This is a genomic window from Sinorhizobium americanum, from assembly GCF_001651855.1.
Taxonomy (GTDB): Bacteria; Pseudomonadota; Alphaproteobacteria; order Rhizobiales; family Rhizobiaceae; genus Sinorhizobium; species Sinorhizobium americanum.
Genome location: NZ_LNQC01000045.1, coordinates 223,763 through 247,575, shown reverse-complemented (window position 1 = coordinate 247,575; position 23,813 = coordinate 223,763). Strand labels below are relative to the sequence as shown.

The following is a 23,813-nucleotide window of genomic DNA, read 5'->3' as shown; positions in this document are numbered from 1 at the left end:
AACCTAACGAAAGAGGGAACAAATGGCAGAATGCGGATTTCTCGATCCGTTCGCATGCGGAAAGCTTCCGCTTGCCGAATGGATGACCGCTGGCTTGCGGTGGGCCGTAGACAACTACCGGCCGTTCTTCCAAGCCGTGAAGGCGCCGGTCGATTCAATGTTGCTGTCCTTTACCGCAGCCTTGGGGGCTGTGCCCCCGATGGTCGTGGTGCTGGTCGTCGCACTCGTCGCCTGGCAGATAGCCGGAATCAGGCTCGCGCTCGGACTTGTCGCTATTTTGCTCTTTGTGGGTTTTATCGGCGTGTGGCCGGAAACGATGCTCACCCTGGCCATCGTCCTGACCTCGCTGATTTTCTCGCTCGCTTTGGGCATTCCGCTCGGCATATGGGCCTCGCGGTCGGAAACCCTTTACGCAATCCTGCGGCCACTCCTTGACGGTATGCAGACCATTCCGGCTTTCGTTTACCTGGTCCCGGTGGTGATGCTCTTCGGCATCGGCAACGTGCCCGGCGTAATCGTTACCGTCATATTCGCCGTCGCGCCTGTGATCCGCTTGACATACCTCGGAATGAAGCAGGTTCCCGGCGACGTAGTCGAAGCGATGCGCGCCTTCGGCGCCACGGAGTCGCAACTTCTGTGGAAGGCACAGCTGCCCCTGGCGATGCCGACGATCATGGCCGGCGTCAACCAGACCCTTATGATGTCGCTGTCGATGGTGGTGATCGCTTCAATGATCGCTGTCGGCGGACTTGGGCAGATGGTGCTCCGCGGTATTGGCCGGCTCGACATCGGCATCGCAACCGTCGGCGGCGTAGGCATCGTCGCTCTCGCGATCGTGCTGGACCGCCTGACGCAGGCGCTCGCCAAGCCGCGGAAGAAAGGCGAATGGCTCAGCAAGGGCCCCATCGGGCTGGTGCGCTCCGTAGCCAAAACGTCCCGGACGGATCAAGCTCAACAATTGCCGTCGTCGGCCATCAAGAACTGAGGAGTCCAGCGTGACTGACGCGGTCATCGAATGCAGGAACGTCTGGAAGATTTTCGGCGAGAACTCGAAAGAAGCCCATTCGGCGGTCATCGAGCGTGGTTTGAGCAAGAAGGAAATCCTGGAGCAATATCGCTGCGTCGTTGGCGTCGCGGACGTGTCCTTCACCGTCAGACAGGGTGAGATCTTCTGTATCATGGGGCTCTCCGGGTCCGGAAAGTCCACGCTTGTCCGCCACATCAACCGGCTTGTCGAACCGACGGCGGGCGTGATCCGCGTCGCCAACCAGGATGTCAACGCCCTTGAGGGGCCGCAACTGCGGCAGTTGCGCTCGCAAAGCGTGGGCATGGTGTTCCAGAACATGGCTCTGCTGCCCCACCGGACCGTCATCGACAACGTCGCTCTGAGCCTGGAACTGCGCGGCATGAGCAGGGCTGACCGCCATGATGTCGCGCTTGAAAAGCTGCGCCTAGTCAGCCTCGACGGCTGGGGCGACCGTTACCCTGATGAGCTTTCCGGCGGCATGAAACAGCGGGTGGGGCTCGCCCGCGCGATGGCTGCCGATCCCGAGATCCTGCTGATGGACGAGCCATTCTCGGCGCTCGATCCGCTCATCAGGCGGCAGCTTCAGGAGCAATTTCTGGACCTCTCGAAGGTACTCAAGAAGACAACCGTCTTCATCACGCATGACCTGGACGAAGCGATCCGATTGGGAACGCATATCGCCATCATGAAGGACGGCCGGTTCGTGCAGGTGGGAACTGCCGAACAAATCGTGACGGAGCCCGTCGACGATTACGTCGCCGATTTCGTGAAGGGAATTTCCCGACTGGAGCTGGTTTCCGCCGGGAAGGTGATGCAACCCCTTGCCGCCGGACAGACCCCGGCCCCTTCCAGCCCCTCAGTGCTCGCGTCAGACAAATTGTCGAAACTCCTGCAGGTCGCGAAAGAACACGATGGAGTTATCACCGTCTCCGATGGCAAACGGCCGGTTGGCGTGGTTTCACGATACGATCTGCTAAACGCCGTCAGCGGTTGACCTGGGCGCACATCCATCAGGCGTTCCCCAACTTGTTGGGCCACTCCCCCGGCAAGTACTTCGCTGGCAATGACCTCGGTCATTGCCAGCATTTTCTCAGAACCGCCCGGCCGGATGCCGCTTTCGCCCTTGAGCGCCGCGTTCGCTCGGGGATCCATTTTGCGCACGACGAGCAGAGGCACATAACCGAGGAGACCATCGGCGATGCCGCCGCGTCGACCTCACTCCTCAAATCGCGATTGGACAACAGCTAGGTAGTCCGTCGCCGTTGCAGGTGTAGAATGCTCCTTTCCGCGGAGCCAAGGAGCGTTACCATGTCTTTCAACACGCAAAGGCACCAATTTGCCGGCCATTCCGGGGCCACCCTGGCCGCCCGCCTCGATCTGCCCAACGGGAAATTGCGCGCTTACGCACTCTTTGCGCATTGCTTCACCTGTTCCAAGGATCTGGCGGCCGCGCGCCGCATTGCCGCGGAGCTTGCGCGCGAAGGTATCGCTGTCCTGCGCTTCGATTTCACCGGCCTGGGATCGAGCGAAGGCGAATTCGCCTCGACGAATTTCTCCTCCAATGTCGCCGACCTGGTTTCCGCCGCCGACTATCTCCGTCAACGCTATCAGGCACCGTCATTGCTGATTGGCCACTCGCTCGGGGGCGCTGCTGTTCTGGCCGTCGCCAATGAGATTCCTGAGGTGTGCGCCGTGGCCACAATCGGCGCACCGGCCGATGTGGGTCACGTGCTGAAGAACTTCGGGACGAGCCTCGAGGAGATCGAAAAGAGCGGTGCTGCCGACGTCGAACTTGCCGGGCGTACATTCCTCGTTCGAAAGCAATTTGTCGAAGACGCACGTGAGCAGCGTATTAAGGATGCCGTTGCAAACCTGAGAAGGCCGCTTCTCATTCTCCACGCTCCCCTGGACGAGACCGTCGGAATCGAGAATGCTACCGAAATCTTCCATGCGGCCAGACATCCGAAGAGCTTTGTGTCGCTGGATAAGGCCGATCATCTGCTCACCGATCCGGAGGACGCAGCCTTCGTCGGCCGGATCATATCGGGATGGCTGACCCGTTATGTCTCCGCTGACCTGCCGCAGGGCGAGGAGCCGATTGAACATGTCCGTGTGACGGAAACGGGCGAAGGCAAGTTTCAAAACGCGGTTCAGGCTGGCGGCCATCGGCTGTTCGCCGATGAGCCCAAAAGAGTGGGCGGGCTCGATTCCGGGCCATCACCCTATGACTTCCTGTCGATTGCACTTGGCGCCTGCACATCGATGACATTGCGTCTCTATGCCGACCACAAAAAGCTTTCCCTCGGGCGAATTGGCGTTGACGTCTCGCATGCCAAGATTCATGCGGAGGACTGCGAGGAATGCACCGAAACGGAACTCGGCAGCGGCAGGATCGATCAATTCGAGCGCGTGATTTCCATCGACGGCGGGATCTCCGAGGCGCTTCGCAGCAAGATTGAGGAAATTGCCGGCAAGTGCCCCGTCCATCGCACGCTCGAATCTATCGCCAAGATAAAAACCGTCATGAAATGATAGGCGAGAGGTGGATCGCTTCGGTGGTGGAAGCCCCCCTCAAAGTATGACGCCTCGAGGTCACCAACAAAGGATGGCTTGGCAGCGCTAGGTGATGCCCCTGGTGAGCTCATTCGAGACGATGTGCCGCTGGAAGAGTACGAAGAGGATAAGCACCGGCACGATCGAGATGAATGCGCCGGCCAGAACGAGTCCCCAATCGCCCTGCGCGCCCCCGAACGAGCGACGCAGGCTGAGAAGCCCGACCTGGACCGTCAGCGCTTCGGGCGGGCTGGTGATGAGGACGAGGGGCCAAAAGAAATCGTTCCAGGCACCTTGGAAGGCGAGAATTGCGTTGACCAACAAGGCCGGCTTTGCGTTTGGCAGCACGATCTTCCAGAACACTTGAAAACGGCTGGCGCCGTCCATGATCGCCGCCTCCTCTATCTCTTTTGGAAACCCTTCGAAAAACTGCTTCATCAACAGGACATTGGCCGAGGCGACGAAAACGACGATTACGCTCCAGGGGGTGTTTAGAAGCGACAGGTCCCTGAAGATCAGATAGTTCGAGACGAAGGTCACCTGCGCTGGAATCGTCATCGAGAAGAGCAAAGCAGCGAATATGAAACGGCTGCCGCTGAATTTGAGCCGCGCAAGTGCATATCCGCCAAGGCTGGCGACGACGAGCGTCAGGACCAAGCGTCCGGCGGCGATGGCGAAGCTATTGACCAGCCAGCTCCCGAACAGGCTTTTCCCGGTCTCTAGGTCAGCCGTCTCGTTTATCACCCGCCGGTAGTTGTTGAAGATCAGCCCGAGAACGCCTGGCGTGATGTTGTCCCAACTCAGGAGACGTCCGCGACGCTCGGACCGCGATGGCGAAATCGGACTTTCGACAAGCGTTTGAGAGGGCGGAGCGGTCAGATTGAGGGGCGTGCGTTCGATCCATGGCTGATCCTGGCCGTCGGTGCGGTAGGTGATCTCATAGACGAATGTCCGCGTCTGCCACGCTTGCAATCCTCCCTTCTCGGCACGAACCTGCATCATTGCCGAACTGGAACTTTTCAGCGCGATTGACGCATAATCCGCCGCGTAATGTCGCATGAGCGCAGCGGCGATGCCCGACCCCGGGCGGCGGCGCGGAATCTCGGCCTTCGGTTCGACGATCTCGGTCCCGGCGGGCGCTCCGTAAGTGACACTGAAGTCCACTTCGGCGCCGGGAGACAGTCCTCCCCACAAAGCGTCACCCGCACCCTCTTGCCCCAAACGGGCGGCGGCAATCCACGCGGCCGGGTTCAGCTGATCGAAATAGACACGGAACGGCCTTTCCAGTGGATCGACCTTCAGGCTCGCCATAAAGGCAAGAACAAATGTCCCTGTCATTATCGTCGCGACGGCAAGAAGGGCGAGATATAACCAGGTGCTGAGGGCCAGCTGCCGCCGGCGAAGCGCGCCAGCCGGCAGAGGGCGGCGTGAGGGCCGGGCATCCGCAGCGGTCTTCCTCGCCATCATTCGGCCCGTTCCTTCACGCCGACCGACTTTTGAACGTAGACGACCGCGATTGTCAGAATGCCGAGGACGAGCGCCGCCGCACTTGCCATGCCGATCCTCGAAGAGGCGCCGGCCGGAAACGCGTTCTCATAGACGTAATATGCAAGCGTCACGCGACTTGCCAGCGGCGCCGCATCTCCCAGAATCGCGACTTGGTCGAACATCTGCAGCGTGCCGATTATGCTCATCGTGACGACGGCAAAGGTCACCGGCCTAAGCGCCGGCACGGTTATATGGCGAAATCGCTGGAAAGCGTTGGCCCCGTCGATCTCGGCCGCATCGTACAAGGCGTTCGGGATCGATTGGAGCCCCGCCAGGAACAACAGCATCAGCGTCGGGACGGTCGTAAAGATATTCATCAACGCCACCGACCACAGCGTGACCGGCATGAAGAAGAAGCGCTGCTGAGTATTCAGCCAGGAAACACGCAGATCGTTATCGAAGACGGGCAGCAATCCCGCGAGGGCACAGGCGACGACAAGTGTGAGCGCGCTCGCGGCGGCGACGAGCAGAAAGAAGGGGTCGAAAATCGAAACGCCATCATAGCGGCGCCGCGCCTTGAGAACGAGCGCACCCTGCACCGCAGCGATGCCCACGAAGAACAGAAGGATGTGCCGGTGATAGGCAAGCACGACGCCGACGATCGCGGTCATGAAGCCGTCTCTTTGAAAGAGCCAAAGAAAGATAAGCGTCATGGCCGCACTGGACATGATGGATGGCAGGTAAAACACGGTCCTGACGAGCCCCCTCGCCCGGACGGCGTGGTTCACGAGAACCGCCAGGGCAAGCGCAAGCGCCGTCTGAACCGTTGTGACGATGAGCGAGAAGCCGATCGTGTTGCGCAGGGCAGTGAGGAAAAGCTCATCGGAGACAAGCGCAGTGTAATTGGACAGCCCGACGAAGCTCGGAGCCTTGAAGAGGTCGAAATCGGTAAAGCTGTAATAGGCGGTCCGGACGATCGCGTAGACGAAAAACAGCGCCATCGAGACCGTGAAGGGCAAGATGAAGAGCCAGCCGCTCCGCTCTTCCGAACCTGCTCGCCCCATGCATGCTCCTCCTGAGGGTGCCCGACTAACGAGTCCTCTCGTCCTTGCTCGAGAGCAACGCAGCTTTAATTCGCGAGCATCCGATCGAGGGCGCTTTGCGCCGATGCCAAAGCCGTGTCGGCGTCCGTCTCCCCGAGGATGACAGAATTGAGAGCAGCATTGATCGGCTGCATCCAACTACCTCCCACCTTTCCGAAGAAATACGGCATGACGTGATCGTCCGACAGTCCTTCAAGTATCACGCGGCTTGTCATCTGTTCGGGACGGCCGCCGCGCAGCCAGGAGTTATCAGCCAGACCGGTCCGGCTCGGCAGGGCCAGTCCTTGCTCCAAAACCCATTGCTGGGCCTCCTTTGAGGTCAGGAGCTCGGCGACCTTTGCAGCAGCCTTGCTGACCTTGGAGGCCGCGTTGACGGTCCAGCCGACCGTAAAGACGATATTGCCTCGTTTGCCGCTTTCGAGGTCCTTCGGCATTCGGACAGTGCCGAGGTTCATGTTTGGGGCACTATCGCGCAGGGCACTGATGATCCAGGCGCCCTCGATCGCTATGGCAGCCCGCTCGGACGCCAGGCAACCGCCGGCCCAGCTTTGCCCCGCGTCGGCGGCCAGGACGGCAGCCCCGGACTTCACGAGGCCGGTGTAGAACTCAAAAGCCCGACGGAAGCGCTGATCGAGCATCGTTCTTCCCCGGCTGTCGAAGGGGGTCCAGCCTGTCGACAATGCAAAGGCCCCGAAGCGGGCATATTCCGGAACGAGACAGAGGCCATCGACCTCCGGAAGAGCCTCGTGCACGGCGACTAGTTTCTCCTGCAGCGTCTTCCACGTATCGCCGTCGCTCGGATAGGCAACGCCGGCATCATCGAAGATGTCCTTGTTGAAATGGACCGCCAGCGTGTTGAAGTCCTTCGGGATCGCGTAAAGCTTCCCTTCATATGTGAACGCCTCGACGAGATTGGCTGCGAAGCCGGATACGTCCTGCGTTACCGGCAAGGCCTGACCGGCGCTGAACACGGAGCGCGCCCAGAAGATGTCGACGTAGAAAAGGTCTGGCGCGGTGCCCGCCGACAGGCCGTTGATAATGAATTGCGAAAACTCGCCATCGACCGGCTCGTATTTTACCGTGATGCCCTCTTTCGCGAGCTTTTCGGCAAGAACGTCGGTCAACAAGCCATTGACGATGGCGACCTCTGACCCGCCCCAACCGGATATCCGGACGGTCTCGTTAGCCAATGCCGGCAAGCCAAGCAGCATGGTCGCTGCGGCGAGAGTTCTCGCAGGACGAAGCAGCATATCGGTCCTCCCTCCGGTCAGAGGCCAGGAGAGCATTTGGATGGTGAGCCGATCTCACCTTGAGGTTCTAATCCGGTCAGGAAGGTGGCTTCTCGACGAGTTCGGGGGCGAAGTTCCCCGCCTCCTTCGGCATCTCAAAACACGACGCGAAAAGCACGCAAACAATTGCCGCCCTGAAGAACGATTGGCTAAACGCCGCAACATGCCGGCCTGTTCCGTAGCCAATCAGACTCGAACGATCCAATTGGCGTCAAGCGACGCTGCAATGACGGCTGGGCGGGCAGACCTGCAACGGCAACGCCGGAGACACCAAGAGAATCCTGCAGTGTTCCGGAACAGGAATGCGCAGCAAGCATTATTTTTCACCTGCTTGCATGAGCCGATGCACGTGCAAGGTCGTGAAAGGGGAACGAATTGGCGTCAACTGAAGTGACCGTCGGCCCAACGCGGCGCGAGTTCTGGATCGGTCTCGGCCGCGCCTTCGCCGGAGCATTGATCTTCGCCGTACCGGTGCTGATGACGATGGAAGCTTGGGCGTTGGGTTTCCATCTTCACCCTTTGCGGCTTGCTCTGTTGCTGGCAGTCACCGTCCCGATGCTGGTGCTGTTGCACAAATATGGAGGCTTTCGCGAGACGGTGATGCTTCGCGACCGTATAGCGGATGCATTGGTGGCGGTCCTGGTTGCCGCTTTCGCGGCGACTGCGGTTCTTTTGATCTTCGGGATCGTGAACGCGGAAATGCCGCTCCGGGAGGTGGTCGGAAAGATTGCCGTTCAGGTTGTACCCGGCAGTTTGGGAGCATCGTTGGCGAGGGCTCAGTTGGGTCCCAGTCCGTTGGAGGACAACGAGATTCCGGAGCCCGGTTACGCCGGCGAACTGTTTCTGATGGTCGTCGGAGCACTGTTCCTGTCGGTGAACATCGCACCAACCGAAGAGGTTGTCCTGATTGCCTACAAGATGAACCCCTGGCAGGAGGTCGCCCTGGTTGTCGGAACGCTCGGCCTCATGCACGCCTTCGTCTATGAACTCGAATTCCGCGGCACGCACAATCCGGAACCGGGCTCCGGGTTCTTCAGCATCTTCTTCCGATATGCGATCGTCGGCTATGCCCTTGTGATGCTGGTCAACCTCTACATCCTTTGGACTTTCGGCAGAACCGATGGCGCCGGCCTCTCGGAAACGCTGAGCGCGGTCGTGGTTCTTTCGTTTCCAGGCGCATTGGGGGCGGCGGTGGCGAGGCTCATCCTGTGACAAAAAACTCCGCAAAAGGCGACAGGCAGAAGGAGCAGCGTGACAGCGAGACAATCACGCGAAGGCCCGGAACATCCACTGTCGAGTGGATCGCGGCCGGAACGAGTAGCTTGGCGTTGCTTGCGGTGCTCGCATACTTGGTCGTGGAAGGGCTGAGCGAGCCCAAGGGGACGGCCCAACTCGTCGTTCTGCCGGTCCAGGTCACCTCCACGAATGGCAGTTACGTGGTCGAGTTCGCCGCCGAAAATCGTGCGGGAAGGTCCGTTGCCGCGGTCGAGATTCAAGGTGAGCTTCGCAAGGGCGACGAGGTCGTCGAGGAGAGCAGCGCCGTGCTCGACTATATTCCACAGCAGTCCGAGCGGAAGGGTGCCGTGATCTTTCAACGTGATCCCAAGGCCTATGAGCTGCGCCTTTTCGCCCGCGGATACACTGACCCCTGAGCGTCCCTCTCACCGGCCCGTGTAGCCAGACGGGCAAAGTCTGGACAACGCAGCCATGCAGCGCTTTTCCTGCTCGCTGAAAGCGGCAGGCCAGGCTGGCGCGGAGCATACGTTGCGTGCGTTGGCATTCCTTATCGCAGCGGCGACACTATCCACCTGAAATGAGAGTAGGATCGTCAAGAGAGCGGATGCGGCATCGGAATTGGTGCGGCCTGGCGTGGAAGTTGAGAGCTGTCGATGACGCCGGAAACCGAAAATTACAAGGAGCTCCTGCTGTTTCTAGCGACGGCCGGCGTCATCGTGCCTCTGTTCGGGCGGTTGAAATTGAGCCCGGTCTTCGGATTTTTGGCCGCCGGCATCATGCTCGGCCCCTTCGGTCTCGGAGCTCTTGCCAGAGACGTACCGTGGCTCTCGGCAATATCCATAACGGAAGTCGGTCAGATCACCCATCTAGCTGAGTTCGGCGTTGCGTTCCTTCTCTTCATGATCGCGCTTGAACTGTCGTGGAACCGCTTGCTGCTGATGCGCAGGCTCGTCTTCTGGCTGGGGGGATTGCAGCTTTTCGCCACGACAGCGCTTCTGGCAAGCGTTGCGGGCCTTCTGGGCCAAACGCCAGCTTCAGCGGTCGTGCTCGGCAGCGCGCTGGCGATGTCTTCGACAGCGATCATTCTGCCGTCGCTTGTTGAGCGCAAACTGCTGAACACCACGGTTGGACGCGCAGGCTTCGCCGTGCTGCTCTTCCAGGACCTCGCCGTGGCGCCGCTCCTGTTCATGGTGATGATGCTGGGTGCACGTGGAGGAAGTGAGCTCGGCGCCGGCCTGTTGTACGCGCTCGCGCCTGCCGCACTGGCGCTGATCGCGATGGCCGGGTTGGGCCGTCTGGTTCTTCGCCCCCTGTTCAAGCTGGTCGCCGCAACAAAGAGCGGTGAACTGTTCGTCGCTGCATGCCTCCTGGTCGTGATTGGCTCCGGCCTTGTCACGGCGCTCAGCGGCCAGTCCATGGCCCTCGGCGCCTTCATCGCCGGGCTGCTCTTGGCCGAAACCGAGTATCGCCGGCAGATCGAGGTGACGATCCAGCCTTTCCAGGGGCTTCTGCTTGGCCTTTTCTTCGTTTCTGTCGGAGCCCGCCTCGACCTATCGGAAATCATTGCCAACCCGATCCCCACACTTGGTGTCGCGATCGGCTTCTTCGCCATCAAGGCAGCCATCCTGTTCCCCATCGCCCGCCTGATGGGATTGTCGAACCGAGGCGCCGGCGAGTTGGCGATCATCCTAGGCCCCGGCGGCGAGTTCGCGCTGATCCTTATCGGTGCGGCTGTAGTGGGCAATGTGGTCCCTGCTGAAGCCGGCGCCACGGCGACGGTCGCTGCAATCTTGACGATGATCGGAATTCCGATGCTGATCCGCATCGTCGGCCGAGGTGCGGCATATGCCAGGATGGATGAAGCTCAGTTCGCAGGGCTGACGCCACAGCATGACGACGATCCCGAGCGTGTGATCGTCGTCGGATACGGGCGCGTCGGGCAATTGGTCGCCGAGATGCTCTCACGGCATGAATTGAAATTCCTGGCGATCGATGCCGATCCCGCGCTGGTCGCCAGACAGCGAGCGCGCGGAGATACGATCTTTTATGGCGATGCCACCCGGATCGAGCTCCTTCGGCGATGCGGAATTCAAAGCGCCCGCGCCCTCGTCGTGACCATAGACAATCCCGACGCGGTCGAATCGATCGTCCGTGCTGCGCGATCCGAACGGCCGGATCTGACCATTGTCGCCCGCGCGCGCGATGCGGTGCACGCGACGGAATTGTACGAGCTGAAAGTCACGGATGCCGTGCCGGAGAACATCGAGGCAAGCCTGCAGCTCTCGCAAGCCGTGCTCGTCGATATCGGCATTCCAATGGGCCTCGTGATCGCATCGATCCACGAGAAACGGGATGAATTTCGCAGGTTGCTGCAACCGATCGACGGCACCGGCAGGGAACGCCATGCCATTCGGGCCTCCGCGGTCGGAAAACCGACTGATGCATAGAATCCTGCCGAGGGAATAGAAGTCGCGCCGCACCGTTTCTCCCGAGCCACTCGAAACTGGAGAAACCGGGATGTTGAATATTTTGCAGAAAGAACCGCGGGTCATGCGCTTTCTCTGCCGGCCGGAGGACCAAGGCGTCATCGCGCGGCCTGTGCCGGCCAAGTCGGCCCTGCCGGATTGGTTCCGAAAGCTGCCGGCGATTGATAAAAACCACTTGTCGACCGGCAACAATGGCCTGACCGCCAAGCGCTGCATGCCTTTTCTCGATGCGATGGCCGCCGGGTGGATTCTGCCGATCGCCGCCACCGTCAGGTTGGAGATCAAGGACGGCGGCCGCAGTGTCGAAGCAGGCTGGGAGTTCGACCGCGTCATGGTCAGCAATCACGGGGCTCATCAGGTGGCGGGAAATCCCCGCGAGCCCTCTCCCCCTTGCAAGTTTCACAACTACTGGTCAATACGAACGCCGCCTGGCTGGAGCTGCCTTTTCCTGCCGCCGCTCAACCGGCCGGGGCAGCCATTCGAATGCGTGGCGGGCATCGTCGACACCGATACCTACGCCGCAAACATCCACTTCCCCTTCTTCGCCACGGCGCCGGATGGCCTCCATGTCATCGAGAAGGGAACGCCGCTCGTTCAGGTGATACCGTTTCGCCGCGTGGATGCAGCCGTGACGGCGGAAATCCGCGCCGAGACCAGACGGGAGGCCGTCGAGCGCGAGACGATCTACCGGAACACAATCGCCGGTCAGGGGTGGTACCGAAAGGTGGCGCGTGCTGTTCGTTGAAACGTTACAAGATAAATGAGCGGGGGCCGGCATTCATCCGGCCCCCGCTTCCTTTGCCGTGCGTATTCAGCGCACGCGCCACAGCTTGCCGGGACGATAGTCCCGATCGGAGCTGTTCGAGCTCGAGTTGGACGAACTGTTCGAGGACGAGTTCGAACTGGAGTTCGAGGAACTGTTCGAAGAGGAGTTCGAACTCGAATTCGAGGAGCTGTTCGAAGACGAGTTGGAACTGGAATTGCTCGATGAATTGGAACTCGAGTTGGACGAACTGTTGCCGGCAACGATGATCTCGCCGTCCGTGCGCCCGGTCGCGTGGCTGCTCTGCCTCTGCGAGCTGGCGCCGTCAGGAAGGATCTGCGGGTGCTGGCTCGCCTCGGCGGCAGAGCCCACGAATGCCGCCAATCCGGCGGCGAGCGCGGTATTTACCCAATTCTTGATCATGCCAATTACTCCTCATTTAGACCGGACCGGTTTCCTCGGTCCGATGGAGTAACGGGCGATGCCTGCCTCTATTCCACGGCGCGAATTTTTAGTTCGCTTCGCGTTTTTGACGAAGATCGCCGAGTATCTTGGCTTCTTCCGCTGTCTCGAGTGGCTGCCCGGCGCCAATCGCCGTCAGATAGGAGTCGAGGGTTTCGAGCGATGATGCCGGCGCATAGCCATCGCTGCCGCCTGGCGCGGCGACGGCGAAAGTCACGCGCCATTCGGCGCCGGCAAGGCAGGCAACGGAAACCACCGTCGAGCGGTCGGCCGAATCCACTTCGAATTCGCGGCAGAGCGCCTGTGCATTGTCGCGGAATGTCGCAATGGCCCGAAAGCGCTGGTCGGAACCCGGCAGTTGCCTTTCGGCACCGGAGGCGACCGTTACGAGCGCCTCGTCGAGCGCCGGTTTGCTCAAAGCCGCGAGCGGCAGCACATGAGATGGCGTCGCTTCGCCACCGCGGCCCAGCCAATATCCACCGAACCCGGCGATGACGGCCACAACAGAGGCGGCGATGGGTGCGGCCCAGCGGCTTATCCGCCGATCGTTTGCGGCCCGATGCGGGAAAGACACCACCCTGGGGGCCGATCCACTCTGCGCCGACGCCTTTTCCGCGACCGTCCTCTCGACGGCGGATTTGAGTTCGGCCGGCAAGGGTTCTTCGAGTAGCGGTTTCATGGCGGTCTTCGCCGCCTGACGCGTTTCGATGAAGAGGCCCACCCGCGCGACAAGTTCGTCGTCGGTTTCCATCGCCCGCTCGACCTCAGCGGAGGTCTCGACATCGAGCTCGCCGTCGGCAAAGCGCATCAATATCTCGTCGGAGAAATCCGTCCTGGTCATCCCTCTACGCCCTTCATTACGTGAGAACGTGCGGTCTTTGCCGTTATTCCCGCAGTCTCGGCCAGACTCTTGCGGGCCCTCGCCAGCCTGCTCATTACCGTACCTATTGGGATGTCGAGGACATCGGCCGCCTCGCGATAGGAAAGCTCCTCCACGCAGACGAGGATGAGCACCTCCCGCTGCTCCTCCGGCAACTCTCCGATCGCTTCCGCCACGGTCTTGAGCGTCAGCCGCGCCTCGGCTTCGCGCTCCCCGGAGGAGCCGGCAATGTCATGGCGTTCGGAGATATCGTCCTGAATGCCCACGGTTTTCTGCCTGCGCACTTGGTCGATCCACAGGTTGCGGAGGATGCGGAACATCCATGCGTCGAAGCGCGTACCCGGCTCAAAGCGTTCGGCGCTCGCCAGCGCCCGTTCGCAAGCCGCCTGGACGAGGTCGTCGGCGACATCGCGCGAGCGGCAGAGCGATATGGCGAAGCGGCGCAGATTGGGCAGGAACGCTATGAGGCGTTCACCGACATCCTTCACCGCATCGCTCATGACTCCGAAACTCCGCAATTTGGACGAGAAATGGGAATAGATCGACGACTCAGCCGTTCTCATTCAATCTACAGGCAGCCGCCCGTCTGTCCAAGCAATGCACTCTCCTGCTTCAAGCAAGATCGAGGTTTTGAGATGGTGACCACGCTGAAAGAAATTCTGGTCATGTCCCTTACGGCAATAGCCTTCGTCGCCGGCGACATCATGGTTTCCGGCAGCGGAACGAAGTTGGAAATTCTCGGTGCTAAAACGGCCCTGGCCGACGATGACGACGGCGATGACGGAGGCAGCAGATCCGGGCGCTCCGGATCCTACCGGTCCGGCGCGGGGTGGAACGGCGGCAGGAACCTGCTCCCCTTCCGCGGCTTCTTTCCACGCCGAAGCAGCGCCCGGCGTGCGCCTGCCGCACCCGCCGTACCGACACGAGCGCCGGATGAGATCCTCGGTTTCGGCTTCAGCGCCGCCCAACTCACGCAGCTGGCCGAAGCGGGCTTCGAGGTCGTCGACCGCGGCACGGTGACGATGCTCGACAGCGAAATCGTCAAGCTTCGCATCCCCGCGAGGATGACACTGGACGCCGCGAGAGCGCGGGCGCAGACCCTTGCGCCAGAGGCCAGCATCGACTTCAACCATTACTTCCGCCCGGAACGGGCCGCAGAGCATTGCGCGCACGGCGACTGCCTGGCGCGCAGCGTCATCGGCTGGCCCTCGGCTGACGATCGACCGAGCGCTTGCAGCGGCGCCGTAACGATCGGCCTCGTGGATACTGCGATCAACCCCGAGCACGACGCCTTCGAAGGAAGCGATATCGAAATCATCCGCCTTGCCGATGAACGGTTTCCTCAGTCGGGGAAGCAGCACGGCACTGCCATCGCGGCTCTGCTCGTCGGGTCCGCGACGAGCCGCACACCCGGCCTCATTCCGGGCGGGGACCTGATCGCCGTCGATGCATTTTACCGGGCCACGAGGCAAGACGACCGCTCCGGCGCCTTCGATCTGGTGCGTGCTCTCGACCTCCTTGCTGCGCGTCGGGTGCAGCTTATCAATCTCAGCCTTGCCGGCCCGCCCAATCGGCTGCTCGAACAGGTGGTGAAGAAGGCGAGCGAACGCGGCATCATCCTGGTGGCCGCCGCCGGCAATGGCGGCCCGAGAGCGGAGCCGGTCTATCCCGCCGCTTACGAAGAGGTCATCGCCGTGACGGCGACGGACAAGAGCAAGCGACCTTACAGGCGCGCCGGACGCGGCGACCACATCGACTTCGCTGCTCCCGGTGTGGCCGTCTGGACAGCGGCGTCGATCAGCGGAGCCCGTCCGAAAACCGGCACCTCCTTCGCCGCACCTTTCGTCACCGCCGCGGTGGCGTTGATGAAGGCGTCGGAACCGGCACTCGGCCCCGCGCCGATCCGCGAGAGGCTCGCCGGCAACGTCGAAGACCTCGGCGATCCGGGCAAGGATCCAGTCTTCGGCTGGGGTCTCCTGAACGCGCGGTCGCTCTGCGAAAAAGCTTCTTAGAGCACTTGCCCGCTCTGCAGCAGATTGCGCGACCAAGGGTATCCGTCGTCACTACACGTTGGCTGCTCGCATTCTCGCGCCCCAGTATGACTTAAAATAATCCCCTAATTTTTTATTGATATGTGCCTATTATTGTGTAATCTCCTTCTTGCAAGGAAAAATCTTCCAGGCGTTATCAAGTAATTTTCTCGAGTATGTTTTCTTGATAAAGAATATTCCTTTGTCCTTCGCCGATTGATACTTGATATTTTCAATCATTTCAAATGAAGGGCCCCGCCCCTCGGCTGGGCCCTTCTCTGCTCAAGCAGTGTGAGTTCAATAAAGTCCCTTGGCAACAGACGGCTGCAGCCAAGTGCCGGGCACTCCGGTCAAGCCTCCACTCCCGAGCATGGAACAAACCTTCGTGCTTGGACGTTTCCGTCAATCGAAGTACCCACCGTCAAGCGCGGTGAAGTCGACCATGTACTTCAGGAGACCGCGATGGATATCACGACGCTCTTAATCATCGTCCTTGTTCTCATTCTATTGGGCGGCGGCTGGTACGGCCGGGGACGCTGGTACTAAGCAATTGACGAGTGACCCTACTCTTATTCCGTTGCACTCGATCGCGACTTCATGAAAAGATTGGCTTTCTCGGATCGCCCTGGGGCGATGGTCTCTGACGGTTGAAAAGGACGCTACATGGCTTCTGGAACGGTAAAGTGGTTCAACAGCACCAAGGGCTTTGGCTTCATCCAGCCGGATGACGGCGGTCAGGATGTCTTCGTGCATATTTCGGCGGTCGAGCGTGCCGGTCTCTCCACTCTCAAAGACGGCCAAAAGGTAAGTTTCGAAATCACTCAGGACCGCAGGTCGGGCAAGAGTTCTGCGGACAACCTTCGCGCACTTTGATGTCGCCCGTCGAGATGACCTGGGCTTCAGCGTTCCTGACCTCACGAAGGAGAAGGCAATGAAAGATGTTGGCCGAAGTGATCCGTTCAAGCCGAGCAAGAAAGTCGCCTCGAACCACGCTGTCGATCAGGCAACTCTCGCCTGTCGGGCAATCATGGAACAGGAAGCATTGGCGAGAGAGAAGAAAACGGCCCGACTGAGACAACTCAGGTTGGAGAGGGATGCAGCCGAGGCCGAGCTTGGCGAACGCCCTGCAGCAGCCGGGCGACCGCGCACGAAAAAGCAGTCGTCGAAAACAGATGCTCGGCGATAGATGATTACTGCCACGGGGCAGCTATTCAGCTGGCAGTAATTCAAAGTGCTACCGTGACCTTTGCGCGTCTAATTGGACGCGTGGCGCTGTAAAGGTTCATCCACTCGCTCGAGTTCGAAGAAGTAGATCCGGTCGTCACCGCTGATCGTCATCGCTCCCATGATCCTCTGCTTGTCGATCCGGCGAAAATAGTCGACGATCGGCTGGTGGTCATAGACGATGGCGGCACTCGCCACGCCGTCAAACGGCATGGTCCTCAACAGGGCCACCGGGCCTTTCGCCCGAAGTCCGCGCTGGAGGCACGAAAACAGGTGTCTCGCGGCGCCCATCCTGCCGATGTTTTGGAAACGAAGCGCCAGACGAAGCGGTATTCTCGCCGGATCGATGGCGATGAGCCGCTGTCCGACGCGAAACAACAGCGCATCGACGCGCATATCCGGCCTGAAACGCTTGCCGAACCATCCGAGGTTTTCCAGCACGCCATCGAGCGGGTGGCCAGTCGGAATGCCAAGCCCCCTCCAGAGCCCGACAAGCTCGTGCGGCTCGACCGCCGGCAAGCTTCGAAACGCGTCAACCGCTGTCTGCTCATCGCTCACCGGATGAACCTTCCTTGCTCTTACGCTCCGGGTCCGGCTGGTTTACCAACTTGCCGTTCGTCTCGACAAACAAGACGACCCCGACATGCGTGCGAATTCGCGCGGTCGAGCAGCGGGAACGCGGTAGCGGTAGCGCCTAGAGATTCATGCCCGCCACGCGCCCCTCATAGAAAGCGAAGGGAGCCTGCCGCGGCGCCACCCCATCGCCGACCTCGATAAAGGGTATTCCCAAGTCAGCAAGCTCGCGCGCCAGCCAGTTGGCGGCCGTGTTCGTCGATGCGACGACTAGGCTGTCGGCGACAACGGTCTGGGTCGTTCCCGTCAGATGTGAGATCAACACAGCGGAATCCCCCTGCCAACTGTCAACACTGGTCTCCGTAAAGAATTCGACGCCGAGTTTCTTCAAGGTCCGGCGCAACGGCACGTCGGCCGATGTGCGCTGCAGCTCCTTGCCGACGAGTGCATCCGGCGTTACGAACAGAACCTGATGGCCCTGTTCGGCGAGTTTCCATGCCGTACCGCATCCTTTCCAACCGCCGGTTTCGTCGAGCAGCACGACCCGGCTGCCCGGTCTTGCCTCACGCGCCATGACGCTTTCGGCAGAAAAGACGTTCCCCTCCTGCAATCCGGGGAGGTTCGGCCGGTCCGGCAGGGCTTTCTGAAACCCGGTTTCCAACGGCAGCGACCCCGTTGCCAGTATGACCGCCTCGGCACCGAGAGCCGCGACATCGGCGCCTTCCATGTAAGTGTTCAGGCGCACCTCTACGCTGAGCTTTTCGAACTGAACCTCGTACCAACGGAAGAGATCCAGGATTTGCGCGCGGCGCGGCTGTTCGCCCGCAAGACGGAACGCGCCGCCAAGTCGATCCGCGGCCTCGGCGAGGACAACCTTATGCCCCCGCTCCGCCGCGACCCGCGCCGCTTCGAGCCCGGCGGGCCCGCCGCCAACGACGAGTACGGATTTCGAGCGCTCGGCCGGACGCAGGCGGTCCCCGCCCCACTCAGCCTCCCTGCCGACCGAAGGATTGATCAGACAGCTGATCCAATAGTCGCGCGACCGGCGGCCCCAGCACATCTGATTGCAGGAGAGACAGCCGCGGATATCCTCCGGCGCGCCGGCGGCCGCCTTGTTGACGAGATGAGGATCGGCGATCTGGCCACGCACGATGGAAACGAGATCCGCGGCCCCCTCGCCGAGGGTGATCTCGGCGTTTTCCGGCGTGCGGATATGGCTCTCGGCAACAACCAGGGCGTGGTTTACCACCGCTTTCAGGCGCGCAGACAACTCCGCTCCCAGGCGCTCGGGATAAAGAAAGGTCGGCATCAAGCTGCCATAGTCGAAATATCCGCCCGAGCCGCAGGTTACGTAATCGATAAGCCCATCCTCATCGAGCCTGGCCACGATCTCCGCAAGCTCGTCGCGCGTGAGAGCCGTGGGACAGCCCGGCTCGTCGCTGACGGTCAGGCCGACGATGAAATCCGGGTTACAGCGTCGTCTGATGCGGCTGAGGATCTCTCGCGAGAACCGCATGCGGTTGGCAAGTGCCCCGCCCCATCGATCCTCACGCTTGTTGTAAAACGGCGTCCAGAACTGATCGACCAGGCCGCCATAGGCCGCCCAGACCTCGACCCCGTCGAAGCCTGCGGCCTGACAGCGGAGCGCTGCGCTGACGAAAGCTTCGATGGTTTCCTCAATCTCCCCCTCGGTCATGGCGTGGGAACCGTCGCTGTCGTGATAGCTCGGCCCGCCGGACGGAGACCAATGAGCATGGTAGGAAAGATCGGAGTCTCCATGGCTGCCGACGTGGTAGAGCTGCTGGAGGACGACCGCGCCGTGCTGCTTGACGGCATCGGTCAGCTTCCGGAAGGCTGAAATGACCGTGTCGTCGCAAGTGCGAAAGTTGCCACGGGTGAGAACCGTCGCCGGGTGCACCGGCATCGGCTCCACCACGATCATGGCCGCCCCGCCCAGCGCACGCTCCACATAATAGGCGATGTGCTGGTCGCCGGGCAGGCCGTTCTCGGACATATTCGCCGTGTGCGCGCCGAAAACGACCCTGTTTCTAAGTCTATGGGGACCAAGGGCAATTTCGGAGAAAATCCTGGGAAATCTGCTCGTCATTTTGGCATCTCATGCGAGTGAAGTGGCGGCTGCCTTGCGGGACCCCGGCGGACCGTGCGGTAGCGAAAACGGCGCGGACCCTTCCAGGTCCGCGCCGTTCTCATCTGTTTAGAGGGCAGCTTCAATCTTCCCGGCGATCTCGGCCGGAAGCCACGACTTCCAAAGGTCGGGATGCTCCCTGAAGAAATGGACCGCACCTTCTTCACCGTTCGCCTGCGTGTCCGTCATCCAGGACATGACGGAACTGACGGTCTGGTTGTCCCACGAGCGCTTGCTGAGATAGGCCGCCACGTCAGGGTGACTGCCATCGGCCAGCCTCTTCGTGACGAGGGTGACGACATTGTCCTTCGGCCATTCGTTCCTCTTGGGATCTGGGCAATCGGCGACGGTGTTGCACCGTTTCCACTCCGTGGGATCATGCGGCACCCCAGCCTCCAGCCGCACCATAGCGTACTTTCCGAGAAGAGCCGTCGGCGACCAGTAGTAGCCGAGCCACCCTTCTTTCCGCTCGTTTGCCTTGGCCATCGCGCCATCGAGGCCCGCCTGCGTACCGGGATCGACAAGGTTGAAACTCTTCGACGGCCCGCCATAGGCTCTGAAGAGCTGCGCGCTGACGACCGAACCGCCCGAGCCGGTCGGACCGTTGAATACGGCTCCCTTGGAGGCATCCTCGGGATCCGGGAAGAGTTCGGGATGGGCGAATGCGTCGTCGACCGTCTTGATCTGCGGATTTGCATCCACGATGTACTTCGGAACATACCAGCCCTGAATGCCGCCATCCGACAGGGCTTGTCCGATTTGTACAATTCGACCTTCCGCGGTTCCTCGTTTCACGATTTCCGGGACGAGGTCCACCCAGGCCTCGCCCGCAATGTCAGGCGCCCCCTTTTCGACCATGGACGTGATCGTCGGCACGGTGTCGCCGGGCACGAAGTCGACCTGACAACCGAAGCCGTGCTCCAGGACGAACTTGTCCACATGCGCCAGCAGTTCGCCGCTTTGCCAGTTCATATTCGCGACGGTGACCGTGCCGCATTCTGCGTTCGCCGCCGAAGCCAGTCCCGCGGTGACGCCCATCACCGCAAATGCCAGAAGATTCCTCATGCTCGCTCCCCTTGAGGTTTCGTGTTGCATCAAGCTGGGCGGGCGGAGCGATCTGGTCTTTTCCGGGACTTCTGATCATCGCTTCCGCTTCTCCCGTGCGAACCGAGGCTATTTGTGTGGCGCCGTCCTGTATTGTATGTTTCGGACAATTAATATGGAAAGTGGAGGCCGTTCCTTTGCACCGCGACTATTCAGACCTCGGCCCGAGCAAACCGCCTCCGCTTGTCGAAACGCCGCTTCGCGTCGGCATCGTGCCAACCCCGAACTTCACCTTGATGCCGCTTGCCTGCTTCGTGGATTTCCTGCGCCTCGCCGGAGACGAAAGCGATTTCAGCCGGCAGATCTATTGCACCTGGGATTTTCTGTCCCATGACGAAGCGCCCATCACCGCGAGCTGCGGCATGAGGGTGCATCCGAACAGGATATTCGGCGATCCGGCGGACTACGACTACATCGTCGTGCACGGAGGAATTCTCCACAGCGCGGAAAAGCCATCCCCGGCCCTTTACGACTTCCTGGTTGCCGCGGATCGTCAGGGGATTCCGCTCGTCGGAAGCTGCGCGGGAAGTTTTGTTCTGGCTGAGGCCGGACTCCTGACGGGAAAGCGATGTGCGGTACATTTCTCGCTGGCCGGCATGCTCCGCCAGTCTTTCCCGGAGGTGACGCCGATAACGGACATGCCGGTCGTTCGAGACGGCACGATCATTACCTCGCCAGGAGGCTTGGCCGCCATCAATCTCGCCATGTACCTGGTTGCCGAAGCCTGCGGCGAGTCCCGGGTCCACAAGGCTTTCCACTATCTTCTCGGAGACCTCGGCTTCGACAAAATGAAAGTCACCGAGGGACTCGACCTCGGCCTTAAGTGCGAGGACCGGCGCGTCGTGAACGCAATCGGCATCATGCGCCAGAAGATGTATGAGCTCTGCTCCATCGCCCAGATCGCAGCGAGCGTCGGCACATCGGAACGCGAACTCTGCCGTCTGTTCCAGAGGCATCTGCAGGTTTCTCCTGCCCGCTATTGGCGGCAGATGCGCTTGAAGGCCGCGAAATGGCTACTGCTCAACAGCGATCGCTCCATCGCGCAGATCGCGTATGAATGCGGCTTCACGGACTGCGCCCACTTCGTCCATTGGTTCAAGCGCTCCTATCATGTCACGCCCGCAAAGCTGCGGAGGTTCCACCGGCACTTTGGCGTGCGCTAACGCCGCCAGGGCCGATTGACTACCATGCAGCGCGACGCGCCATCACGGACTTGCTGCCAGTCACGCATGAGCGGTCCGCTTCGTGCCATGTCGACGATGGAATTTGGCTCGTCAGCTTCATGCGATATGACCTGGGGTATATCGATCTGAGTGGAGGACTTTGCAAACCATTGACAATCCGTTCGACACGAGATTGTCACCCATGTCTCAGGGGCCAACTGTTACCTATGTCTCCGGGCTGGGCAAGGAGCTGAATGGTGCCCGGAGGCGGATTCGAACCACCGACACGCGGATTTTCAATCCGCTGCTCTACCAACTGAGCTATCCGGGCATCCTGCCTTTTGGCAGCGGCCTTCGCTTTCGAAGACCGTCGGGGCGCTTGGTTCGCCCCGGAAGCGAGCGGGGTTATAGCATCTTGTTCGGCGGTGTCCAGCACCAAATGACTCTTTTTCGAAGGAAATCCCGGGGGCGTGGAAAAGCCGTGAAAAGCAAAGGGATTCAGCAGGATCGGAGCCGTGCTTCGGCGCCTTGCGGCGCGCCGTCAGTGATCCTCGCCGTCGTCGGCCTTCGACTCGTCGTCGGCGACGGGGATGGCGTAGGATCCGGAAAGCCAGCGGTTGAGGTCCACGTTGCGGCAGCGCTCGGAGCAGAAGGGATAGTGCTCGCGCACCGACGGGCGGCCACATTCCGGGCAGGGCCGCGTCGGGCGCAGGGGCTCGACATTCGAGCTCTTCTTCTTGCCTTCGCCACTCACCTGCCTTCAGCCTTCCAGCCAGCGACCGTGGACGTCGTACCCCTCGCCGATGAGGAGATTGATGGTCTCGTAGAGCGGCAAGCCTACCACATTGGTATAGGAGCCGACGAGCTTGACGACGAAACTTCCGGCGATGCCCTGGATGCCGTAGCCACCGGCCTTGCCGCGCCATTGCCCGGAGGCCAGATAGCTCTCGATGTCGAGCCCGGAAAGGCGCTTGAAGCGCACCTTCGTGTCGACCACCTTCTGGCGGAGCGTCCTATCCGGCGTCACAAGGCAGATGCCGGTATAGACGCGGTGGCTGCGGCCGGAGAGCAGATGCAGCGCGCTCGAGGCTTCGCTGACGAGCTCCGGCTTCGGCAGGATGCGGCGGCCGACGCAGACGACCGTGTCGGCCGCGAGAATATAGCTGCCGTCCCAGCCCGGCTCGCCCTTGATCGCCGCCAGCGCCGCCTTGGCCTTCTCGGCGGAAAGCCGGCGGGCGAGCGAGCGGGGGTGCTCGGCGCGCTTGGGCGTCTCGTCGAGGTCCATCGGCAGCAGGCGCGCCGGCTCGATGCCCGCCTGTGCCAAGAGCTCGACGCGACGCGGTGATCCGGAGGCTAATATCAGCTTTTGGGTGACTGTCATGGAAACGAGCCGCGAATCCCGGAGGTTACCGCCGCTAACGCTTACTTGAAGCGGTAGGTGATGCGGCCCTTGGTCAGGTCGTAGGGGGTCATTTCGACCAGCACCTTGTCGCCGGCGAGAACGCGGATGCGGTTCTTGCGCATGCGGCCGGCCGTGTGGGCGATGATCTCATGGTCGTTCTCCAGCTTTACGCGGAAGGTCGCGTTGGGAAGCAATTCGGTGACCACGCCCGGAAATTCGAGGACTTCTTCTTTCGCCATAAAGGATGATGCTTTCTCATGTTCAAGAGCGGATGCGCCACGCATCCTTGAAAAATTTGCCGGAAACTACACAATCGCCATGGATTTGTGAACCCGCCTTGATGCCCGTTTTTTCTTGAATTCTACCCTGCGCTGCCGCTACCGGGTTCATCGACGCTGAAGCGAACCGCGTTGGCCTTCAGCCGACCTACTCGCGGCCGGCGATCCGGCTGGCAATCAGGCCGGCGAGGTGGTCTCTGACGGCGCGATAGGCGCCGACGATCTGGTCGCGAGTGCCGGTCGCCACCGTGGGGTCCGGCGTCGGCCAGTAGACGACGTCGACCGCCATCGAGCGGGTCAGTTCCAGCGCCTTGTGGTGCGCCTCCGGCGCCAGCGTGACGATCACATCGAAATAATCGTCTTCGAGTTCTTCGAGCGTGCGCGGCTGATGGCGGCCGATCGACAGACCGATCTCGTCGAGAACGACGTCGACGAAGGGGTCGCGCTCGCCCTGCCGGACGCCCGCCGAGGCCACATAGGTGCCCTTCGGCAGGGCAGCTTTGGCCAGCGCCTCGGCCATCGGCGAGCGGATCGCATTCATGCCGCACATGAAGAGTATCGAGCGAGGCATCTTCGATCCGGGCGAGGCGATGCCGCTCATGTCCG

At 61.1% G+C, this 23,813-nt stretch carries 24 protein-coding genes and 1 tRNA gene; 12 read left to right on the top strand and 13 right to left on the bottom strand.

What is annotated here, in order from left to right; translation table 11 throughout:
• Positions 1-22: 22 nt before the first annotated feature.
• The 3 genes from ATC00_RS09615 to ATC00_RS09600 all read left to right on the top strand — a co-directional run bounded on the left by ATC00_RS09615 (position 23) and on the right by ATC00_RS09600 (position 3,559).
• A complete protein-coding gene (locus tag ATC00_RS09615; protein ID WP_037378506.1) occupies positions 23-985 on the top strand; it encodes an ABC transporter permease in 963 nt (320 codons plus the stop codon).
• A 10-nt stretch (positions 986-995) separates the two neighbouring features.
• Positions 996-2,021: a quaternary amine ABC transporter ATP-binding protein gene (locus ATC00_RS09610; RefSeq protein ID WP_064252622.1), complete on the top strand. Its 1,026-nt coding sequence runs from the start codon at positions 996-998 to the stop codon at positions 2,019-2,021.
• Between the two features lie 314 nt (positions 2,022-2,335).
• Entirely contained in the window at positions 2,336-3,559 is a 1,224-nt protein-coding gene (locus tag ATC00_RS09600) for a bifunctional alpha/beta hydrolase/OsmC family protein (RefSeq protein WP_064252620.1), read from the top strand.
• 87 nt (positions 3,560-3,646) lie between these two features.
• On the opposite strand, the gene ATC00_RS09595 is transcribed toward ATC00_RS09600, so the two are convergent.
• From ATC00_RS09595 to ATC00_RS09585, 3 genes are all read right to left on the bottom strand, one after another.
• The gene (locus tag ATC00_RS09595; protein ID WP_234782267.1) at positions 3,647-4,918 is read right to left on the bottom strand and encodes a carbohydrate ABC transporter permease; all 1,272 of its coding nucleotides are present in this window, start codon (positions 4,916-4,918) and stop codon (positions 3,647-3,649) included.
• A gap of 125 nt (positions 4,919-5,043) precedes the next feature.
• Entirely contained in the window at positions 5,044-6,132 is a 1,089-nt protein-coding gene (locus tag ATC00_RS09590) for a carbohydrate ABC transporter permease (protein WP_037378500.1), read from the bottom strand.
• Positions 6,133-6,197: 65 nt separating this feature from the next.
• Positions 6,198-7,421 carry an extracellular solute-binding protein gene (locus ATC00_RS09585; RefSeq protein WP_064252619.1) on the bottom strand — a complete coding sequence of 408 codons (1,224 nt, stop codon included), beginning with the start codon at positions 7,419-7,421 and terminating at the stop codon, positions 6,198-6,200.
• Positions 7,422-7,883: 462 nt separating this feature from the next.
• On the opposite strand from ATC00_RS09585, the gene ATC00_RS09580 reads away from it, so the two are divergent.
• From ATC00_RS09580 to ATC00_RS32515, 5 genes are all read left to right on the top strand, one after another.
• Positions 7,884-8,672, top strand: coding sequence for a TIGR02587 family membrane protein (locus ATC00_RS09580; protein ID WP_412458383.1), 789 nt, complete (start codon positions 7,884-7,886; stop codon positions 8,670-8,672).
• Complete coding sequence (locus ATC00_RS09575) at positions 8,669-9,112, top strand: TIGR02588 family protein (RefSeq protein WP_037378493.1); 444 nt, start codon at positions 8,669-8,671, stop codon at positions 9,110-9,112. The genes ATC00_RS09580 and ATC00_RS09575 overlap by 4 nt, the downstream gene beginning before the upstream one ends.
• A 237-nt stretch (positions 9,113-9,349) precedes the next feature.
• Entirely contained in the window at positions 9,350-11,143 is a 1,794-nt protein-coding gene (locus ATC00_RS09570; RefSeq protein WP_037378491.1) for a cation:proton antiporter domain-containing protein, read from the top strand.
• A 70-nt stretch (positions 11,144-11,213) separates the two neighbouring features.
• Positions 11,214-11,927 (top strand): DUF6065 family protein, encoded by a 714-nt coding sequence (locus ATC00_RS09565; protein ID WP_064252618.1) that lies wholly within the window; start codon positions 11,214-11,216, stop codon positions 11,925-11,927.
• A 127-nt stretch (positions 11,928-12,054) separates the two neighbouring features.
• Positions 12,055-12,420 carry a hypothetical protein gene (locus ATC00_RS32515; RefSeq protein ID WP_156877927.1) on the top strand — a complete coding sequence of 122 codons (366 nt, stop codon included), beginning with the start codon at positions 12,055-12,057 and terminating at the stop codon, positions 12,418-12,420.
• Positions 12,421-12,456: 36 nt separating this feature from the next.
• Here the strand turns inward: ATC00_RS32515 and ATC00_RS09555 are convergent, their stop codons facing one another.
• Positions 12,457-13,248: an anti-sigma factor gene (locus ATC00_RS09555; RefSeq protein WP_064252617.1), complete on the bottom strand. Its 792-nt coding sequence runs from the start codon at positions 13,246-13,248 to the stop codon at positions 12,457-12,459.
• A complete protein-coding gene (locus tag ATC00_RS09550) occupies positions 13,245-13,787 on the bottom strand; it encodes an RNA polymerase sigma factor (RefSeq protein ID WP_037378486.1) in 543 nt (180 codons plus the stop codon). Before ATC00_RS09550 ends, ATC00_RS09555 begins: the two co-directional genes overlap by 4 nt.
• A gap of 135 nt (positions 13,788-13,922) precedes the next feature.
• Between ATC00_RS09550 and ATC00_RS09545 the strand changes: the two genes are divergently transcribed.
• From ATC00_RS09545 to ATC00_RS32770, 3 genes are all read left to right on the top strand, one after another.
• Positions 13,923-15,299 carry a S8 family serine peptidase gene (locus ATC00_RS09545; RefSeq protein WP_064252616.1) on the top strand — a complete coding sequence of 459 codons (1,377 nt, stop codon included), beginning with the start codon at positions 13,923-13,925 and terminating at the stop codon, positions 15,297-15,299.
• A 681-nt stretch (positions 15,300-15,980) separates the two neighbouring features.
• Positions 15,981-16,190 carry a cold-shock protein gene (locus ATC00_RS09540; RefSeq protein ID WP_037378482.1) on the top strand — a complete coding sequence of 70 codons (210 nt, stop codon included), beginning with the start codon at positions 15,981-15,983 and terminating at the stop codon, positions 16,188-16,190.
• Between the two features lie 58 nt (positions 16,191-16,248).
• Complete coding sequence (locus ATC00_RS32770) at positions 16,249-16,503, top strand: hypothetical protein (protein ID WP_037378479.1); 255 nt, start codon at positions 16,249-16,251, stop codon at positions 16,501-16,503.
• A 68-nt stretch (positions 16,504-16,571) separates the two neighbouring features.
• Here the strand turns inward: ATC00_RS32770 and ATC00_RS09530 are convergent, their stop codons facing one another.
• From ATC00_RS09530 to ATC00_RS09520, 3 genes are all read right to left on the bottom strand, one after another.
• Positions 16,572-17,099: a DUF4334 domain-containing protein gene (locus tag ATC00_RS09530; protein ID WP_064252615.1), complete on the bottom strand. Its 528-nt coding sequence runs from the start codon at positions 17,097-17,099 to the stop codon at positions 16,572-16,574.
• Positions 17,100-17,235: 136 nt separating this feature from the next.
• Positions 17,236-19,221 (bottom strand): oxidoreductase, encoded by a 1,986-nt coding sequence (locus ATC00_RS09525; protein ID WP_064252614.1) that lies wholly within the window; start codon positions 19,219-19,221, stop codon positions 17,236-17,238.
• A 108-nt stretch (positions 19,222-19,329) separates the two neighbouring features.
• Positions 19,330-20,325, bottom strand: a complete 996-nt coding sequence (locus tag ATC00_RS09520) for an ABC transporter substrate-binding protein (protein ID WP_064252613.1) — start codon at positions 20,323-20,325, stop codon at positions 19,330-19,332.
• 176 nt (positions 20,326-20,501) lie between these two features.
• On the opposite strand from ATC00_RS09520, the gene ATC00_RS09515 reads away from it, so the two are divergent.
• The gene (locus tag ATC00_RS09515) at positions 20,502-21,527 is read left to right on the top strand and encodes a GlxA family transcriptional regulator (protein ID WP_234782265.1); all 1,026 of its coding nucleotides are present in this window, start codon (positions 20,502-20,504) and stop codon (positions 21,525-21,527) included.
• A 255-nt stretch (positions 21,528-21,782) separates the two neighbouring features.
• Here the strand turns inward: ATC00_RS09515 and ATC00_RS09510 are convergent.
• The 5 genes from ATC00_RS09510 to ATC00_RS09490 form a co-directional block, all read right to left on the bottom strand.
• Positions 21,783-21,858 (bottom strand) — tRNA-Phe (locus ATC00_RS09510).
• 210 nt (positions 21,859-22,068) lie between these two features.
• The gene (gene yacG / locus ATC00_RS09505) at positions 22,069-22,281 is read right to left on the bottom strand and encodes a DNA gyrase inhibitor YacG (protein ID WP_037378468.1); all 213 of its coding nucleotides are present in this window, start codon (positions 22,279-22,281) and stop codon (positions 22,069-22,071) included.
• Positions 22,282-22,287: 6 nt separating this feature from the next.
• Positions 22,288-22,908, bottom strand: coding sequence for a Maf-like protein (locus ATC00_RS09500; RefSeq protein WP_037378465.1), 621 nt, complete (start codon positions 22,906-22,908; stop codon positions 22,288-22,290).
• Between the two features lie 41 nt (positions 22,909-22,949).
• Entirely contained in the window at positions 22,950-23,168 is a 219-nt protein-coding gene (gene infA / locus ATC00_RS09495) for a translation initiation factor IF-1 (RefSeq protein ID WP_014327290.1), read from the bottom strand.
• Between the two features lie 187 nt (positions 23,169-23,355).
• Positions 23,356-23,808 (bottom strand): arsenate-mycothiol transferase ArsC, encoded by a 453-nt coding sequence (locus ATC00_RS09490; protein ID WP_037378459.1) that lies wholly within the window; start codon positions 23,806-23,808, stop codon positions 23,356-23,358.
• Positions 23,809-23,813 lie beyond the last annotated feature (5 nt).